Origin of the sequence: Hymenobacter nivis (assembly GCF_006439025.1) — a bacterium.
GTDB lineage: Bacteria > Bacteroidota > Bacteroidia > Cytophagales > Hymenobacteraceae > Hymenobacter > Hymenobacter nivis_A.
Map to the genome: position 1 here is coordinate 78,335 of NZ_RCYZ01000010.1, position 18,036 is coordinate 96,370.

Consider the following 18,036-nt stretch of genomic DNA (forward strand, 5'->3'; position numbering starts at 1 on the left):
GGCCCCGGGCGAGTGCCTAGCTAGTCCTGCAAGCGCTGGTAGCGCACGTGGCGTGGGTTGAGGGTATCGGCGTAGAAGGCAAATTGCGCGTCTTCGCCCTGCAGTTCGAACCGCACCTCCTGGGCTACTTGCGGGGGCACAAACCGGGGCATCTCGGCGAACTTCAGCGTGGTGGGGGGCCCCGGCGCCATGGGCACGAGGGAGAGTCCGTGCTTTTCGTCGAGCAGGTAGCAGGTGTGGGCGGCCGGCAAGCGGAAATGGGGCACGCTGTAGCCCATACCCTCGTAGTAGCCGTGGTAGCGGAAACTACTGGCGACTTGGCCGTTGCGCACGCGCAGCACAAACGCGTTGGGCGCCTGCAGCTGCTGGGGCGTCGCGCGGCGCTCGTAGTTCACGAGGCCGTCAGGCAAGCGTACGGGGCGGTTCTTGCCCGGGTCGTACACGGCCAGCACGGTGGTATCGGTCAGAAAAAAGGCGCCGGCTAGGTCGGCCCCAGGGCGGGCCAGGCGCAGGGGCGGCTGGCCGGGACGCAAAACCTCGGTGGCCGTGAGCACGGCCCGGCCGTTGCCGGCCAGGGCCGGGTCGGTGTCGGGCCCCCCGCTCAGGGCGCGGCCCTCGCTCAGGCGCACTACCCGGCCGCCCAGGTCGAGCAGCAGCACCACCTGGAAGCCCACGTCGCTCTCCGGGGCCCCAAAATCGACGGTGAACACCATGGCTTGCAGCGCCGGCGCGTAGCCCAAGAACACAGGCTTGTTCACGGCGCTTTCCACCACCACGTCGGGCGCGCCCATCTTGGCAAAATCGGCCTTGCGCAACTCGCGCTGGAACACCGGGGCCCCGGCCGCGTCGCGCAGCGTGAAGGTGAAGCGCCCGTCGTAGCCCCGCACCTTCGTCAGGCGCTGCCGGGCCCGGTCGTCTTCGGAGAAGTACGCCAGCGCCGTCAGCGGGTGGGCCGAATCGGGCCGGGCTTGCACGGCTACGTGGTGCAGCCGGCCATTAACGGTGAATGCCGTGCCGGGCACCGCCGGGGCCGCGGGCGCCACCGGGCCCCACACCCGCTCCGACGCCGCGGCCACCGGCACTGCGGCCGTGGGTATCGCCGCGGGGCGGCGCTCCTCCTTGCTGTATAAGTGTTGCTCGCAGTTGGCCAGCCCCAGGCAACTGAGTAGTGCGTAAAAAATTAGGCGCATAGGCACGAGCGGCAAGAACGCTGCAAAGAAAACAGATGAACCGCCGTTTATGCCTATAAGTTGGCCGCGGGAGCCGCGCTTAGCGCGTCAGCCACCCGTTGGCGGCCAGCCACTCGCGCAGGCGCTCCGACCAGTCGTCGGTGGTGGAGCCGTTGTGCAGGCCGAAGCCGTGGCCGCCCTTGGCAAACAGGTGCATTTCGGCGGGCACGCCGTGGTTCACGCAGGCGGCGTAAAAAGCCAGGCTGTTTTGCACTTTCACCGTTTTATCGTCCTGGGCGTGCACCAGGAACGTGGGGGGCGTCTGGGCCGTCACCTGGCGGTCGGCCGAGTACTGCACCTTCTGGTCGGGGGTGGGGTTTTGACCCAGCAGGTTGGTGCGCGAGCCGCCGTGCGTCAGGCTGTCGCTGAAGCTAATGACCGGGTAAATGAGCATCAAAAACGCGGGGCGCACCGACGCCGGGCCCGGTTTGGGCCCCACGGGCCGGGCAAACTGGGTGCCGGCCGTGGCCGCCAGGTGGCCGCCGGCCGAGAAGCCCATCAGGCCGATGCGCTCGGGGTTGAGGCCGTACTTGGGGGCCACCTCGCGCACCAGACGCAGGGCCTGCTGGGCGTCCATCAGCGGGGCAATGCTTTTATCGGGCTGCATGGCGTCGTTGGGCAAGCGGTATTTTAGGATGAACACCGTGATGCCCATGCCGGTGAAACGCTGGGCAATTTCGGTGCCCTCGTTGGTCATCGACAGGAAGCCGTAGCCACCGCCGGGGCACACCACGATGGACGTGCCGTTGGCCGTGCCCGCCGGCGGCACGTACACCGTCAGCGAAGGCTGCACTACGTTGGTGACGTGCACGTTGCCATTGCCTTCGGTGTTCGATTTTTCTTGCCCGTTGCTCGGAATGGAATTGGGAATGTTGCCGGTGTAGAGCGGCAGCACCGGCTGGGCCAGCACCGGGGCCAGGGGTAAGCTCATGAGGAAAAGGGCGGACAACCAGGATTTGAGTTTCATGCGAAGCGAACAGGCGAAAGAGTGGGCCGGCTACGTAACCGGGCCGGCCGGGGTTGCCGCCGCGGAACCATTTGGGGCCCCGGCGGGCTTAACCAGCCCATGCGCACGACCACTCTGTGGGCCACGGCCGCCCTGCTGGGCGCCGCCGCCCCCGCCCTGGCCCAAAACACGCCGGAAGAAAACAACCCCAACCTGGACGCACCCTTCGTGCGCAACCTGCGCGCCGACCGGCCCGGCCAAACCGTCACGGCCCAGGTGCTGCGCGCCGGCCAGTTCCAGCTCGAAGCCGGGGCCCTGCGCCAGCTGCCCCGCGCCGGGGCCGCCGGCTGGCTCGTAGCGCCCACGCTGCGCATCGGCTTTTTTAACGGCATGGAGCTGCGCGTGAGCCAGCCCTACCAAAGCCTGGCGCCCGGGGCCCCGGCGGCCACCGCTACCGCCGATGCGCCCCTGCTGGCCCCGGCCCGCGGCGGCTGGGCCCCGCTGGTGGTGGGCACCAAGCTGATGCTCTCGCCCAACTACGACACCCGCACCCAGGTGGCGCTGCTGGCCGAAACCGCCATTCCCAGCACCGGGGCCCCCGCCCTCAAGCAGGCCCACTGGGCCCCGGCGGCCCGCCTGCTGGTGAGCGAGCAGCTCGGCCAGCGCTTCGGCCTGGAGGCCAACCTGGGCTTCGGCCAGCAGGGCCTCACCCTGGCCGACGTGGAGGCCGGCCAGTTCCTGGGCACGCTGGCCCTGAACGGCCCGCTGGGCAACCGCGCCGGCTTTTTTGTGGAAGGCTACACCGCCGGCCGCGCCGCCTGGAACACCGGCGCCACGGCCGGCCTCTACTGGCGCCCCACGCCCCTGCTGCGCCTCGACCTAAACACCGGCCGCGTGCTGGGGGGCACCGCCACCGCCGGGGCCGGCCTGGCCCTGCGCCTGGGCCGGTAGCGCGGCGGGCTTTTCCTCTGCAAAGCGCGGTTTTGCGTAAAAGCGGGGTGCTAACCTTCCTCACTCCGCCATGCGCCTTTCTTTTTGGTTGACGACGACCCTCCTCGCCCCCGCCCTGCTGCTGGGGGCCTGCCAAAACCGCCCGGCCCAGCAGGCCGCCGCGCCGCCCACCGCACCGCCCGCCCGCAGCGCCCCCGACGCGGCGCTGCGCAACACCCGCTGGGTGCCGCGCGCCCTGGCCGGCCAGCCCGTGGCCCCGGCCACCGCCGACGGCCGCGAACCGTACCTGCTGCTGCGCGCCGACAGCGCGGCCGAGGGCAACGGGGCTTGCAACCGCTTCCGGGGCCGCTACACGGCACCGGGGCCCGGCCAGCTCACCTTTGGGCCCCTGCTGAGCACCCGCATGGCCTGCCCCGCCCTGCCCACCGAAACCGCCTTTATGAAAGCCCTGGAGCAAACCCGCACCTACCAACTCAGCGGCGACACGCTGCGTCTACTCGGTGCCGACCAAGCGCTCCTTGCACGGCTGGAGGCGGTGTATTTGCACTAAACATTATGCCACTGGGCCAAACGGCGGCTAGGGCCCCGGTGAGCATCAGGAGCTGAAATGGGCATATGTAACTTATTCCCCGGACCACGCCCTTGGCGGGGCGAATAACAGGCCCTATTTCCACCCGCTTCGTTCAAGCCAACCGCGCCGTTGCTGGCAAACCTTCCGCCCCGTGCCGGGTTACGGTGGCTTTGAATCTTACAAGCAACCGGCTGCCATGACGACCACTGCGCTGAACGCCCTCTACCAGGAACTGGCTCCCTGCACCAGCCTCGACCTGAACGCACTGCTGCCCGGGGGCATTCAGCGCGAAGTCGGCCACTTCAATGTGTTTGATATAGCCGACCTCTGGGACGCTACCCGGCTGCGGCCCGCTACGCCCTACGCCTGCCGCTCGTTCTATAAAATCAGCCTCTTGCGCAGCCGCAGCCGCACCGAGTACGCCGGGCAAACCATTAACATTGAGCCGGATGCACTAGTGTTTTCGACGCCCAAAGTGTCATTTGAGTGGTGGCCCGCCGAGGCGCAGCGCGGACAGTTCTGCCTGTTCACAGCGGAGTTTTTGCTGCCCGTGCTCGGGGGTGGCACCCCCGACGAGCTGCCCTTGTTCCAGGCCGGCGGCTACCCGGTGTTTCAGCTGACGCCGGCCGAAACAATGAGAGCAACGGCTATTTTCGCCCAGATGCACGAGGAACTGGCTTCCGATTACGCCCACAAGTATGACCTGCTGCGGGCCTATGTGCTGGAGCTGCTGCACCTAGGCCAAAAGCGGCAGCCCACCACCGCGCTGCACCCGGCCCACTCGGCCGCCGCCCGGCTGGCCTCGCGCTTCGTGGAACTGCTCGAGCAGCAGTTTCCCCTCACCACCGCGCAGCAGCGCGTGCCGCTGCGCACGGCCAAAGATTTTGCCGATCAATTGGCTGTGCACGTCAACCACCTCAACAAAGTGCTCAAGGAAAGCACTGGCCGCACCACCACCGACCTCATCGGCGGGCGGCTGGCGCAAGAGGCCAAAGTGCTCCTGCAACAGTCCGAATGGACGCTTTGGGAAATTGCCGACGGCCTGGGCTTCGTGGATGTGGCGCACTTCTCGCACTTTTTTCGCCGCTACGCCGCCGTGAGCCCCGGCGCTTTTCGGACGCTGGAGACCGCGCCGGTTTGATTTATACAAAAAGCAGATTGGCGGGTACAACACCGCCGGTAACTGGCCAGGGGACCTTTGTCGTGTTCAAACCAACACCACAAACACGCTCCCATGAGTACTTCCAAAATCGCGCTGGTTACCGGCGGCAGCCGGGGCCTAGGCAAAGACATGGCCCTGAAACTGGCTCAGCAAGGCATCAACGTCATCTTAACTTACCGCAGCCAGCAAGCCGAAGCCGCGGCAGTAGTCGCCGAAATCGAGGCCCTGGGCCGCCGCGCCGTGGCCCTGCCACTGAACGCCGCTGACCTCAGCACGTTTGACCCTTTCTTCGCACAGGTCGCTGGGGCCCTAGCCGACACCTTCGGTACCGACCGGTTCGACTTTCTCATCAACAACGCCGGCACCAGCCTCGCCGCCCCCATTGCCGAAACGACGGAGGCGCAGTTTGATGAGATGCTCAACCTCCATTTCAAGGGCGTGTATTTCCTCACGCAAAAGGCGTTGCCGCTACTACGCGACGGTGGCCGGATTATCAACATTTCCTCTGGTACCACGCGGGTTGCTTTCGCCGGAAGTTCGGCCTACGCCAGCGTGAAGGGTGCGGTGGAAGTGTTCACGCGCTACCTGGCCCTGGAGCTGGGCAGCCGCGGCATTGCGGCCAACGTAGTAGCGCCGGGGGCTGTGTTTGGGGGCGGCGCCATGACGGATACGCCCGAAATCCGCGCCTACGTGGCCCAGATTACGGCCCTGGGCCGCGTGGCCGAGCCCGACGACATCGGGGGCATCGTCGCCTTTCTCTGCACCGACGCCGCCCGGTGGCTCAACGGCCAGCGCCTTGAAGCAACGGGCGGGATGATGCTGTAGCGCCGTACACGCGCGCCGCTGGATTCAGCCGTGCGGACCACAAAGGCGCAGCTGCTGGGTCGGCCAGTGGCTGCGCCCTTGCTATGTTCAGGACATGAGCTGGCTAGGCAACCATCAAACCGCGCTTTTACGCCCGCCAACTTTGCTCAACCCAACGCCCGCCCTCACGCATACGGGCCCCGCCGGCCTAAAACCGACGGGGCTCCTGCATAATATAACGCAACGGGGGCCCTACGGCGCCTTTGTCACCACGGGGTCGAGGGCGGCCACGGCGTCGCGCAGCTCAGCTTCGGAGTTGAGGCTGCCCTTGCGGGCCTTGAGGGCGGCCAGAGCGGCGGGGTAGGCGGCCAGGGCTTCTTGCAGGCTGGCGCGCTTGGGGCGCACTTCGGCCAGGCGGCCGCCGGGGGCCAGCAAGTAGTATTTGGCGTGGTCGGCGTAGGTGCTCGTCACGGCAGTGCTGGCGTAGGCCGAGCCGCCGCCGGCCGATTTCTCCACCACCTTGTCCCAGTACTTCAGCAGTTGCAGGTTAGTGCCCGGGCTCAGCACTTCGGCAAAGCCACCGGGGGCCCCGGGGCTGCTGAAGGGCACGAAGTGGCGGGGGGCCCCAAGGCCGCTGGCCAGCGTGAACGACTTCACCTGCGCGGCCGACACGGCCACCGAATCGCCGGCGGGGCGCAGCACGCGCAGCTCCTGGCGCACCACGTCGTACTTCACCCGGGCCGACACGGGCTTGGCGTTGCCGGGCAGCATCAGTTCGGCCGGCGTCCAGGCGGCCAGCAGCAGCGGGCTGCCCTGCACCTCGTAGCCCGAGCGCGCCACGGGCCCGAAGCCGCTGTTGAACACGTTGGTCATGTAGCGGGTCTGGTCGTCGGTTTGGGCCGCGCCCAGCAGCGGCAGGCCCAGCAAGGGCAGCAACAACGTCAATTTCATCGCGCAGAATAAAGAATGGAGGAAAGCGCCTAAAGCTACCACGGCAACGCGAACCGGCGCCCGGCCCGTTCCCGCCGCGCCGGCCGGGGCCCCACGGTTACTTTTCGAGGGCCACGCGGGTGGGCGTTTGGGTGCCCGCCACGATGCCCTGCGCGCTGCGGGCAATGGCCGAAATTACGTCCGTCATGTTCTTCACGTTCAAGCTACTCACCTCGTCGCTCACGCTGTGGTAGAGCTTGTCGGTCGGAATCTGGTCGGTGCTGATGGTGTGGGCCGGCACGCCCAGGCGGGCCAGGGTGGCGTTGTCGGAGCGGTAAAACAGGTTTTGGGCGGGGTACGGGTCGGGCTCAAATTTGAATTCGGTGCCTTTTAGGTTTTCCTGCAACAGCGGGCCAAAGTCCGACTTTTCGTAGCCGGTTATGAACGCCGTTTTGGGCCCAAACTTGGCTTCTTTGCCGATCATCTCGATGTTGAACATGGCCACCACTTGCTGCGGGTCGAGCTGTTTCGAGAAATACTGAGAGCCAAAGCCGCCCTTTTCCTCGGCCGCAAACGCCACGAAAAGCAACGGTCGGGCGTTGTCTTTCTTCTGCTTAAAGTACTCGGCCAGGGCCACAACGGCGGTGGTGCCACTGGCGTCGTCGTCGGCCCCGTTGGCGATGGAGTCGCCGGCCACGGCCTTCAGGATGCCGAGGTGGTCGTAGTGGCCCGAGAACACCACGAACTCTTTAGCCCGCTTTGGGTCGCGGCCGGGCAGCATCCCCGCAACGTTGCGCAGCGCCACGGGCTCCACCGCGGTACTGGCGCTGATGCGGTAGGTGGACGTGGCCGGGGCCGGGGCCAGCACAAACACCGTTGAGTAGGGCCCCGGCCGCTCGGCGCTCATCACGCCCCCGCTAATGTGGCCGGCCAGCTGGTTGAAGGCCTTGGTGTGGGCCGTATCAACCAACACCAGCGTGTTGGCCTTGGGTGTGAGCAGCTCGTACATTTTGCGCCGCTCGGCTACCTCCGGGCCCACCACCACCACTTTGGCGGGCTGCGCGTCCTCGCTCAGCCAAGTCAGGCCAGGCTGCCCCGACACCACCACCACCTGGCCCGGCGCCAGCGGCCGGCCGTTCAGGATGGCGTTTACCGGGCCGGGCTTGGTCTGGTAGGCGGTGAAGGATTGCTCGTAGCCCGCCAGGCCCGGCAGCGGCTGCAAGCCGATGCGGGCAAATTCGCCGGCCAGAAACTGCGCGGCCTTGGCGTCGCCGCCGGGCTGGCCGGTGCCGCGCCCCTGCATGTCGTCGGCAGCCAACGTGTTCAGCACCCGCGCCACGGTGGCTTCCGAAACGCTCGCCTTGGCCGAGCCCTTTGGGCGGGCTTTTGTTTGGGCCCCGGCGGGCAGCACGAAGCCCAACAACGCGCAGGCAATGAGTATTTTGTACATGTTAAGGATGAATTGAAACGCGGTACAAGGAGTTGCGCCGGAGCCCTACGGCACCAGCGGATCGAGGGCGGCGACGGCGGCGCGCAGCTCGGCTTCGGAGTTGAGGCTGCCCTTGCGGGCCTTCAGGGCTTGCTGGGCGGCAGGATACGGGGCCAGGGCTTCTTGCAGGCTGGCGCGCTTGGGGCGCACCTCGGCCAGCTGGCCCTGGGGGCCCCGGAGGTAGTACCGGGGCCGGTCGGCGTAGGCGCTGGTGGTGGTGGGGGCGGCGTAGCTCGAATTGGACGCCGGGGCCTGCGCTACTTCTTTGTTCCACAGCTTCAGCAGCTGCAGGTGCGGGCCGGGGCTCAGCACTTCGGCGAAGCCATCGGGGGCCCCGGCCGCGCCCAGGCGCACGAAGCGGCGGGGCGCCTCGCCGGGGGTCAGGGTGAATTCCTGCAGCTGGCCGATGGGCACCACCACCGAGTCGCCCTGGGCCCGGCGCACTCGCAGCTGCTGGTGCACCACGTCGTACTTCACCGCCGCCAGCTTGGGTGTGGCATTGCCGCGCAGCAGCACCGCGGCCGGCGTCCAGGCGGCCAGCAGCAGCGGGCTGCCCTGCACCCCCTCGTCGCGCGGGCTGAACGCCACGATGTTGTTGCCCTTGTCGAGCACGTCGGTGTAGTTGTTGCCCACCGTGCCGGTGGATTGCCCAAAGCCGAGCGCGGGCCCGGCCAGCAGCGGCAGCAGCAAACGGTAACGCATGGGCAGAGTTAAGTTGGCAATAAAGGGGTTACGTGCGCCAGCACCGGCAGGCGTTAGGGCCCCGGGGCCCTAACGCCTGCCGGCTACGCCACCGTCAGCACCAGGTCGTCGGCGGCTACGCGGGTGCCCGCGGGCAGGTCGATGCTGGCCACGGTGAGGTCGTTGGGGGCCGTGATGGTGGTTTCCATCTTCATGGCCTCGATGACGAACAGCGGCGTGTTGCGCGGCACGGCGGCCCCGGCTTCCACCAGCACTTTGCTGAGCATGCCTTGCAGCGGCGCAGCAATCTGGTGGGGGTTGGCTTTGTCGGCCTTCGGGTTGCTGACCTTGGTGACGGCCACGGCCCGGTCGCGCACCTCCAGGTTGCGGGTTTGGCCGTTGAGGATGAAGAACAGCGTGCGCGTGCCCTCCTCGTTCACGGGGCCCACGGACTGCACGCTCACGAGCACCGACTTGCCGCGGGCAATTTCCACGATGGTTTCCTCGCCCAGCTCCAGGCCGTAAAAGAACACCGGCGTGGGCACCCGGCTCACGTCGCCGTACAGCTCGCGGTGCGCCCAGTATTCCTCGAACACCTTGGGATAGAGCAGGCTGGAGAGCAAGTGAGTAAACTTGCCGCCGGGGTGCGTTTCCTGAAACGCGGCCCACTCCTTATCAAAATCGATGGGCTCCAAGTGGTCGTTGGGCCGGTCGGTGAAGGGCGTTTCGTTGCGCAGCACCAGCTTCTGCAGCTCGGCGGGCCAGCCGCCCTCGGGCTGCCCAATGTCGCCGCGGAACAGCTCGCGCACCGACTCAGGGAAGCTCAGCGTTTCCCCTTTTTCCATCACGTCGGCCGGGCTTAGGTTGTTGCTCACCATGAACAAGGCCATGTCGCCCACGATTTTGCTGCTGGGCGTCACCTTCACAATGTCGCCGAACATTTGATTGACGTCGGCAAAGCGCTGCTTCACCTCCTCGAACTTGTCGGCCAGGCCCAGGGCCGCTGCTTGGGGCCGCAGGTTGGAGTACTGCCCGCCCGGAATCTCGTGCTGAAACACCTCCGACGTGCCCGCTTTCAAGCCCGACTCGAAGGGGTAATAATGCTCGCGCACGGCTTCCCAGTAGTTGCTAAACTCGTTAAGTGAGGCCTGGTCGAACTCGCGGTGGCGCGGCGTGTGGCGCATCATTTCCACCGCCGAGTTGAAGTTGGGTTGCGAGGTAAGGCCCGACAGGGACCCCAGGGCCACGTCAATTACGTTCACGCCGGCCTCCACGGCCTTGAGGTGGGTGGCGGCCTGCAGGCTGCTGGTGTCGTGGGTGTGCAGGTGAATGGGCAGCTTCACGGTGTCGCGCAGGCCGGCAATGAGCTCGCCGGCGGCGTAGGGCTTCAGCAGCCCGGCCATGTCCTTGATGCAGAGGATATGGGCCCCGGCGTCCTCCAGCTGCTTGGCCAGCTTGAGGTAATAATCGAGCGTGTACTTGGTCCGCTTCGGGTCCATGATGTCGCCGGTGTAGCAGATGGCGGCCTCGGCCAAGCGGTCGGTTTTACGCACAAAGTTGATGCACGACTCCATGCCCTTCATCCAGTTCAGCGAGTCGAAAATGCGGAACACGTCCACGCCCGTTTCGGCCGCCACCTGCACAAATTTCTCGGTCAAATTATCCGGGTACGCCTTGTAGCCCACGCCGTTGGCCCCCCGGATTAGCATTTGCAGCAGGATGTTGGGCACGGCCTCGCGCAGGCGGGCCAGGCGGGCCCAGGGGTCCTCGTGCAAAAAGCGCAAAGCCACGTCGAACGTGGCGCCGCCCCACACCTCCAGCGAGAAGGTTTGGGGGTGGCGCTGGGCGTAGGCGCGGGCCACCTTCAGCATGTCGTAGGTGCGCATGCGGGTGGCCAGCAGGCTCTGGTGGGCGTCGCGCAGCGTGGTGTCGGTGTAGTGCACCAGCGGCTCGGCGCGCAGCCATTCGGCAAACTTCTCGGGGCCCAGTTCGTCGAGCTTCTGTTTGGTGCCGGGCGCAGGCACGGCGTCGGCGTCGAAGTGCGGCAGGCGCGGGCGGCGCAGCGCGGGGCGCGGGGCCTCGCGCACGGCGGCCGGCACGTCGGCGTTGCCGTTCACCACCACGTCGCCGATGAAGTGCAGCAGGCGCGTGGCCCGGTCGAGGCGCGTTTCAAACTTGAACAGCCCGGGGTGGTCCTTGATGAAATCGACGGTGGCGCGGCCGGCTTGGAAATCGGCGTCGGCCACGATGTTTTGCAAAAACTGGATGTTGGTGCGCACCCCGCGCACCCGGAATTCTTCCAGCGTGCGCAGCATCTTCAGGGCCGCGCCGGCCAGCGTGGCCGAGTGCGTGGACACCTTCACCAGCAACGAGTCGAAAAACGGCGACACCACGGCCCCCGGGTACACCGAGCCCTCGTCGAGGCGCACGCCAAAGCCGCCCGCCGAGCGGTAGGCCACGATGGTGCCGTAGTCGGGCTTGAAGTCGTTGGCCGGGTCCTCGGTCGTCACGCGGCACTGGATGGCGCAGCCGTTGCGCGGCACCACCACGCCCGCGCCCAGCCCAATTTCGGGCGACTCCAGCGGGTAGCCGGCAGCGATAAAGAGCTGGGTTTTGATGAGGTCGATGCCCGTCACCATCTCCGTCACCGTGTGTTCCACCTGGATGCGGGGGTTCACCTCGATGAAGTAAATGCGGTCCTGCTCGGGGTTCACGAGGAACTCTACCGTGCCCACGTTGTCGTAGCCCACGGCCCGCCCAATGCGCAGCGCGTACTCGTACAGCAGGTGGCGCTGGTGCTCGGGCAAGTCCAGGGCCGGGGCCACCTCCACCACTTTCTGGAAGCGGCGCTGCACCGAGCAGTCGCGCTCGTAGAGGTGCACGAGGTGGCCGTGCTGGTCGCCCACGAGCTGCACTTCGATGTGCTTAGGCCGCTCCACAAACTTCTCCAGGAACACCGTATCGTCGCCAAAGGCGTTCAGGGCCTCGTTGCGGGCCTCAAAAAAGCCTTTTTCCAGCTGCTCATCGTCACGGATGACGCGCATGCCACGGCCGCCGCCGCCGCTGGCCGCCTTCAGCATCACGGGGTAGCCGATGCGCTGGGCCTCGCTTTTCGCGGTTTCGAAGTCGTTCAGCTCCTGCTCGCTGCTCTCGATCTGGGGCACCTGGCACTCCACGGCCACGGCCTTGGCGCGCACTTTATCGCCGAGGGCCTCCATGGCCTCGGGCCGGGGCCCCACGAAGATGATGCCCTCCTCACGGCAGCGGCGGGCCAGCGTGGCGTTTTCGCTCAAGAAGCCGTAGCCGGGGTGAATGGCGTTGGCGCCGTTGGCCTTGGCCACGCGCAGCAACCCCTCGATGTCCAAGTAAGGCTTCAGCGGCTCGTCGTCGCCGCCGATCTGGTAGGCCTCGTCGGCCTTGTAGCGGTGCTGCGAGTAGCGGTCTTCGTGGGTGTACACGGCCACCGTGGGGATGTTCAATTCGGTGGCGGCGCGCAGCACGCGGATGGCAATTTCGCCCCGGTTGGCGACGAGCAGTTTGGTGATTTTCATACGGAACAGCGGTTGACTAGCCGGCGGCTAAGCTACGGCCGGGGCCCCACCCGTGCCAATTCCAATGCATAAATCACGCAGATTTATCCAATTCAACCGGCGCCCGCCCACGCCCCTTCCACGCGCAAACCCCGCGCAGCGCGGCTGGCCAGCGGTTTCAATGCCGGGGCCCCAAGCGGGGTTGCAGGTGCCCAGCCGCTCGTGGCTTGGGCCCCCACACCCAGCATTGCCCTCCTAAGTATTCGCAAGCGCAACGAGTAAAACAGCCTCCCGCCGCTGCCCCCGGGGGGCTGGTATTATGAGCCACGCGGGGCTGAAATACGTGGCCGGCGCGCGCGGCAGGCCGCAGACGCGGACATCCAGATTTCAGGTACTTTTTTATCAATAATTATACTACAAATAATTGATAAACTGGATTTTAACTCAATATCAAGCCAATTATAAACAATGTAATGAATAATAACTAGAAAAAATACTATTATAAAATGCTAGTAAGCGCTTATTAATTTGAGGTGAAGATGAATTTTTGATAAAGGTTCGAATTCTAAATTGCATCCGCAAACGATTGTTATCGGCCACATCAAATAAGATGTGCAACGGATTGCTTCGAACAGTGCCTGCAGGGCCTTCCGAAATGGCCCATCCCAGCTGCTCGCACACAGAACACGGCGACGTCGCTTCTGCTCATCTGCTGCCGGGGCCCCTGCCCAGTGCCCGCACGCGCCCTGCTTGAGCGGGGAACAGCCTTGCTTGCTACGCCCAAACCTCTTCACCCAACCCGTTTCGTATGAAACCTCACTTACTGTTATTTTTCCTCCTTGCCTTTGTGGCCGCGCCCTTTCGGTCGATGGCCCAGGTAACCATTAAAGGCACCGTGGCCGACGGGGCCAAGGGCGACCGCCTCCCCGGCGTGAGCATTGTGGTGAAAGGCACCACCCGCGGCACCACCTCCAACTCGGACGGTACCTACGCGCTGGCGCTGCCCAGCACACCGGCCGTCCTGATTTTCTCCTTCGTGGGCTACCAGACCACCGAGCGGAGCGTAACCGGCCAGGCAACCCTGGACGTGAGCCTCGACGAGCAAAAAGCCCTTGATGAGGTGGTGGTAGTGGGCTACGGCACCATTAAGAAGAGCGACCTGACGGGCTCGGTGGCCGTCGTCAAAACCGACGACATCCTCAAAACCATCCCCACCAGCATCAACCAGGGCCTGCAAGGGCAGGTGGCGGGCGTGCAGGTGAATCGCAGCGACGGGGCCCCAGGCGCGGGCATCAGCCTCACCATCCGGGGAGCCAACTCATTTTCGGGCAGCGAGCCGCTGTACGTCATTGACGGAATTCCCTTCACCTCGCCCGCACCCACCCAGGCGTCGGCGGGCGTCACGTCGCAGCAGTCAACCAACGCGCTGTCCTACATCAACCCGCAGGACATTGCCAGCCTGGAAGTGCTGAAAGATGCCTCGGCCACTGCCATTTACGGCTCGCGCGGAGCCAACGGCGTGGTGCTTATCACCACCAAAAAGGGCCAGGCCGGCAAGGATAAAATCGAGCTGATTGCCAACACCAGCGTGGCCCAGCTTTCGAAGCGCATCAAGGTGCTCGATGCCTACCAGTACGCCCTGTTTCAGAACGAGGCGTACCAGAACAACATCACCTACAACGGGGCGGCCCCGGGCACTGCGCCCTTCCCCGGCGTGGTGGCCTTCGACCCCGCCACGGGCACGCAGACGCGCCAGCCGGCCCCCGAGGATTTTCTGACGGGCGTGCAGGGCACTTCCCTGCCAGACGGCTTTACGGGCACCAACTGGCAGGACCAGATTTTCCGCACCGGCCTGACCAAGGACTATACGCTACGCATTTCGGGCGGCAGCGACAAGGGCAACTACTCGGTGTCGGGCAACGTGCTCGACCAGCAGGGTACCATTAAGAACTCGGGCTACACGCGCTACGGCCTGCAGGCCAACATCAACCGCAAGCTCTACAAATGGCTGGAGTTTGGCACGAGCAACAACGTGACCTTCAGCGACTACAAGCTGGCCAAGTCAAACTCCAACGGCAACGAGTCGAGCATCATCAGCTCGGCGCTGTTCTTCCCGCCCACGTACCCCACCACGGTGGACGCGGCGGCCATTGCCCGCGAAAATACCACCGCGTACTACCCCCAGGCCAACCCGCTGCTGTACTTGCAGCAGGCCAAGGACCAGACGGCCTCGGTGGGCATTTATTCGTCCAACTACCTGCAAATGCAGTTTACGCCCTGGCTGAGCTTCCGCCAGAACCTGGGCGTGAACTACAACACCAACAACCGGGAGGTGTACTTTGGCCGCCGCTTGCAGGAGGGCCGCCAGGTGAACGGCTCGGCTTACGTATCGGACGATACCTGGCGCGGCATCACGCTGGAGTCCATCCTGAGCGCCAACAAGACCTTCGGCCAGGACCACACCATCAACGCGGTGGCGGGCGTGACGCGCGAAACGGGCTACTCGTACTACCGCAACATGTCGGCCACGGGCTTCCCCGACGATATTTTGCAGGACAACAGCATCGGCAACGGGGCCAACCAGCGGCAGTTGAACAGCGGCAAAACCGAAAACTCGCTGCTCTCGGTGCTGGGCCGCATCAACTACAGCTACAAAGGGCGCTACCTGGCCACAGTGTCGTTCCGGCGCGACGGGTCGAGCAAATTTGCCACGGCCAACAAGTACGCCAACTTCTCGTCGTTCTCGCTGGGCTGGAACATTGCGGACGAGGCCTTTATGCGCAACCTGAACGCCTTCAGCAACCTGAAGCTGCGCGCGGGCTACGGCGAAACCGGCAACCAGGGCATCGGCTCGTACCGCACGCTGCAGCTGCTGGGCTTCTCGCCCTACCCGCTCGGCGGCAGCCTGCAGGCCGGCTACGCCGACCAGCCCTACCTGGGGGCCCCCGACCCCAACCTGCGCTGGGAAACCACCGGCCAGTACAACGTGGGCCTGGACGTGGGCATTCTGCAAAACCGCTTCAACCTGACGGTGGACGTGTACCGCAAGCTCACCCGCGACCTGCTCCAGCAGGTGCAAACGCCGCTCAGCAGCGGCTTCCCCTTGCAGCAAACCAACATCGGGGCGGTGGAGAACCGGGGCCTGGAAGTTTCGGGCATCGGCACAGTGCTCACCACTCCCCGCTTCAAATGGGACGTGAACGCCAACATCTCTTTCAACCGCAACAAGCTGCGCGACCTGCCGGGCGACCAGTTTGCCCAGCGCCTGTACTTCGGGGCCGATAACTTCTTCTTGCAGCGCAACGGCCAGCCCATCGGCACGGTGTACGGCTTTGTGGAAGACGGCTACTACGACAACCTGGCCGAGGTGAAGGCCGACCCGCAGTTTGCCAACCTGGGCGAGGCCTTGCAGCGCCAGCAGATCGGCGAAATCAAGTACAAAAACCTCGACGGAGACCCCACCAGCATCAGCGCCAGCGACCGCACCATCATCGGCAACACGAACCCCAAGTACAGCTACGGGGTGACCAACAACTTCTCGTACCGCGGCTTCAACCTGAGCGTGTTTGTGCAGGGCGTGCAGGGCGGCGACATCGTGAACACCAACCTCTACCAGATTCGGATGGGCAAGGTGGCCAACCTGCCGCAGGAGGTGTACGACACGCGCTGGACGCCCGAAAACGCCGCCAACGCCCAGTGGCCCAAGGCCCTGGCCGCCGACACCCGCCAGCAGCGCCTCTCCAACCGCCTCATCGAGGACGGCTCCTACGTGCGCCTCAAGAACATCAACTTCGGCTACGTCTTCAAGCAGCCCACCAGCTTCATCGACGCCATCAACGTGTACGGCAGCGTGAGCAACGTGTTCACCGTCACCAAGTACAGCTGGTTCGACCCGGACGTGAATGCCTTCGGCGGCGACGCTTCGCGCCGGGGCGTGGACATGAACTCCTACCCCAACAGCCGCACCTACACGCTGGGCCTGCGCCTTGGCTTCTAACCGCTTTTATTCCAACTGCTTATCATGAAAAAAAGCATTCTATCGGTCTTCGCAGCGGCCTCGCTGCTCGGGGCCACGGCCTGCAAGGATTTTATTACCGAAAACCCCATCTCGAACGTGGGGCCCTCCCAGGTAACGGACAGCAACGCCTACGTGAACGGGGCCCTGAACACCATTGTGTCGGACAACATGTTCCGCTACGGGCAGTTCCCGAACCTGTGGGACTACGACTCGGACGACTCGACCGGCCCGAGCTGGGCCTTTGGCGACATCGGGGCCGGCAACTTCCAGAACTACTGGGGCATCGACACGGGCTGGAGCGGCCCCTACGTGCTCATCCACCGCTGCAACTTCGGCATCGCGCAGGTAGGGGCCCTGAGCATGGACCCCACGGCCCAGAAGGACGCCATTGCGCAGCTCAAGACGCTGCGCGCCTGGGCGTACTTTATGCTGGTGCGGGCCTACGGGCCGGTGCCGCTGTTTGAGAAGTCGATTGTGGAGGGCACCGCCCCGCAGCAGGCCCGCACGCCGGTGAAGGACATTTATGCCTTCATCATCAACGATCTGAAGGCGGCCGAAACGGACCTGCTGCCGGCCGCCGCCGCCATTGTGGGCCACCCCAACCAGGGCGTGGCCAAGAGCCTGCTGGCCAAGGTGTACGTAACGATGGCCTCCGGTGCGCTGGCCAGCGGCCAGGTCACGGTGCTGGGGGGCCCCACCTACTCGATGGTGGGCGGCAAGAAAATTCTGCTGCCCCCCGTGGCCCTCACCCACACCAAAACGGTGGTGGCGGGCCTCGAAGGCCTGAGCGCGGCCGACTACTTCAAGCTGGCCCGCGACAAGGCGCAAGAGGTAATCAGCAGCAACGCCTACACCCTGTTCAACTCGTACGCCGACGTGTGGAATGTGGCCAACCAGAACCGGGGCGAGCACATCTGGTCCATCCAGACCGTGGTGAACGACCCCAACTACGGCAACGAAATCTCGTTGTTCCGCATCGGCCGCATCACCACCCTCGGCGAGATTGAGGGCGGCTGGATTGCCGAGTCGGACCACTGGTACCGGCTGTTTGAACCCGGTGACCAGCGCATCACCGACGGCGTGCTGCACCGCTGGAAAATGTGGGGCGGCGTGCACTACTACCCCTTCGGCGACAGCCTGGCCGTGGCGGGCACCGACCTGAGCGCCGCCGCCGTGGCCAAGCGCGCCAAGTACGGCTACCTGCCCGGCGACCAGTCGGGCGTGGACGATGCCCACGTGGCCCGCCTGCGCAAGTTCGAGGCCGTGAGCGACCGCACCGTGACGCGCAGCAACTTCAACTTCCCGCTGCTGCGCTACCCCGACGTGCTGCTCATCTACGCCGAGGCGGCCAACGAAACCAACGGGGGCCCCACCGCCGAAGCCCTTGAGGCCGTGAACCAAGTGCGCCGCCGCAACGGCGCGTCCGAGGTAAAGAGCATGGGCCAGCAGGCCTTCCGCTCCTTCGTGCTGGAGGAGCGCCGCCGCGAATTGGCCCTGGAAGGCGACCGCCGCTGGGACCTGATGCGCTGGGGCATCTACCTGCCCGTGCTCAACGCCCTCGACAACGACGAGAACAACGTGCTGAAGCGCCGCACCAACAAGCACCTGCTGATGCCAATTCCGGTGTCGGAGCTGAACGCCAACAAGCTAATTACCAGCAACAACCCCGGCTGGTAGGCCGAGCGCGCGTGCCGCCTCCCGGGGCCCTGCCCCTGGCCCCAAAGG

12 protein-coding genes are annotated in these 18,036 nt (G+C 65.4%); 6 read left to right on the forward strand and 6 right to left on the reverse strand.

Annotation, left to right across the window (positions count from 1 at the left end; translation table 11 throughout):
- Window positions 1-20: 20 nt before the first annotated feature.
- Together EAH73_RS20140 and EAH73_RS20145 are read right to left on the reverse strand one after the other, a co-directional pair.
- Complete coding sequence (locus tag EAH73_RS20140; RefSeq protein WP_140469235.1) at window positions 21-1,190, reverse strand: hypothetical protein; 1,170 nt, start codon at window positions 1,188-1,190, stop codon at window positions 21-23.
- 79 nt (window positions 1,191-1,269) lie between these two features.
- Complete coding sequence (locus tag EAH73_RS20145; RefSeq protein WP_140469236.1) at window positions 1,270-2,160, reverse strand: alpha/beta hydrolase; 891 nt, start codon at window positions 2,158-2,160, stop codon at window positions 1,270-1,272.
- A 135-nt stretch (window positions 2,161-2,295) separates the two neighbouring features.
- Here EAH73_RS20145 and EAH73_RS20150 point away from each other — a divergent pair, with 135 nt between their 5' ends.
- The 4 genes from EAH73_RS20150 (at window position 2,296) to EAH73_RS20165 (ending at window position 5,684) form a co-directional block, all read left to right on the forward strand.
- Window positions 2,296-3,126: a transporter gene (locus tag EAH73_RS20150; RefSeq protein ID WP_140469237.1), complete on the forward strand. Its 831-nt coding sequence runs from the start codon at window positions 2,296-2,298 to the stop codon at window positions 3,124-3,126.
- A 70-nt stretch (window positions 3,127-3,196) separates the two neighbouring features.
- A complete protein-coding gene (locus tag EAH73_RS20155) occupies window positions 3,197-3,676 on the forward strand; it encodes an META domain-containing protein (protein ID WP_140469238.1) in 480 nt (159 codons plus the stop codon).
- Window positions 3,677-3,893: 217 nt separating this feature from the next.
- On the forward strand, window positions 3,894-4,838 hold the full coding sequence (locus EAH73_RS20160; protein ID WP_140469239.1) for a helix-turn-helix domain-containing protein: 945 nt from the start codon (window positions 3,894-3,896) through the stop codon (window positions 4,836-4,838).
- Window positions 4,839-4,931: 93 nt separating this feature from the next.
- Complete coding sequence (locus EAH73_RS20165; RefSeq protein ID WP_140469240.1) at window positions 4,932-5,684, forward strand: SDR family NAD(P)-dependent oxidoreductase; 753 nt, start codon at window positions 4,932-4,934, stop codon at window positions 5,682-5,684.
- Window positions 5,685-5,915: 231 nt separating this feature from the next.
- Here the strand turns inward: EAH73_RS20165 and EAH73_RS20170 are convergent, their stop codons facing one another.
- The 4 genes from EAH73_RS20170 to EAH73_RS20185 all read right to left on the reverse strand — a co-directional run bounded on the left by EAH73_RS20170 (window position 5,916) and on the right by EAH73_RS20185 (window position 12,314).
- The gene (locus EAH73_RS20170; protein WP_140469241.1) at window positions 5,916-6,614 is read right to left on the reverse strand and encodes a hypothetical protein; all 699 of its coding nucleotides are present in this window, start codon (window positions 6,612-6,614) and stop codon (window positions 5,916-5,918) included.
- A gap of 97 nt (window positions 6,615-6,711) precedes the next feature.
- Window positions 6,712-8,043 (reverse strand): M20/M25/M40 family metallo-hydrolase, encoded by a 1,332-nt coding sequence (locus EAH73_RS20175; RefSeq protein ID WP_140469242.1) that lies wholly within the window; start codon window positions 8,041-8,043, stop codon window positions 6,712-6,714.
- Between the two features lie 45 nt (window positions 8,044-8,088).
- A complete protein-coding gene (locus EAH73_RS20180) occupies window positions 8,089-8,784 on the reverse strand; it encodes a hypothetical protein (RefSeq protein ID WP_140469243.1) in 696 nt (231 codons plus the stop codon).
- An 83-nt stretch (window positions 8,785-8,867) separates the two neighbouring features.
- Window positions 8,868-12,314 carry a pyruvate carboxylase gene (locus EAH73_RS20185; protein WP_140469244.1) on the reverse strand — a complete coding sequence of 1,149 codons (3,447 nt, stop codon included), beginning with the start codon at window positions 12,312-12,314 and terminating at the stop codon, window positions 8,868-8,870.
- 787 nt (window positions 12,315-13,101) lie between these two features.
- Here EAH73_RS20185 and EAH73_RS20190 point away from each other — a divergent pair.
- Together EAH73_RS20190 and EAH73_RS20195 are read left to right on the forward strand one after the other, a co-directional pair.
- Entirely contained in the window at window positions 13,102-16,290 is a 3,189-nt protein-coding gene (locus EAH73_RS20190; protein ID WP_140469245.1) for a SusC/RagA family TonB-linked outer membrane protein, read from the forward strand.
- Window positions 16,291-16,314: 24 nt separating this feature from the next.
- Window positions 16,315-17,988: a RagB/SusD family nutrient uptake outer membrane protein gene (locus EAH73_RS20195; protein ID WP_140469246.1), complete on the forward strand. Its 1,674-nt coding sequence runs from the start codon at window positions 16,315-16,317 to the stop codon at window positions 17,986-17,988.
- The last annotated feature ends 48 nt before the right edge of the window (window positions 17,989-18,036 follow it).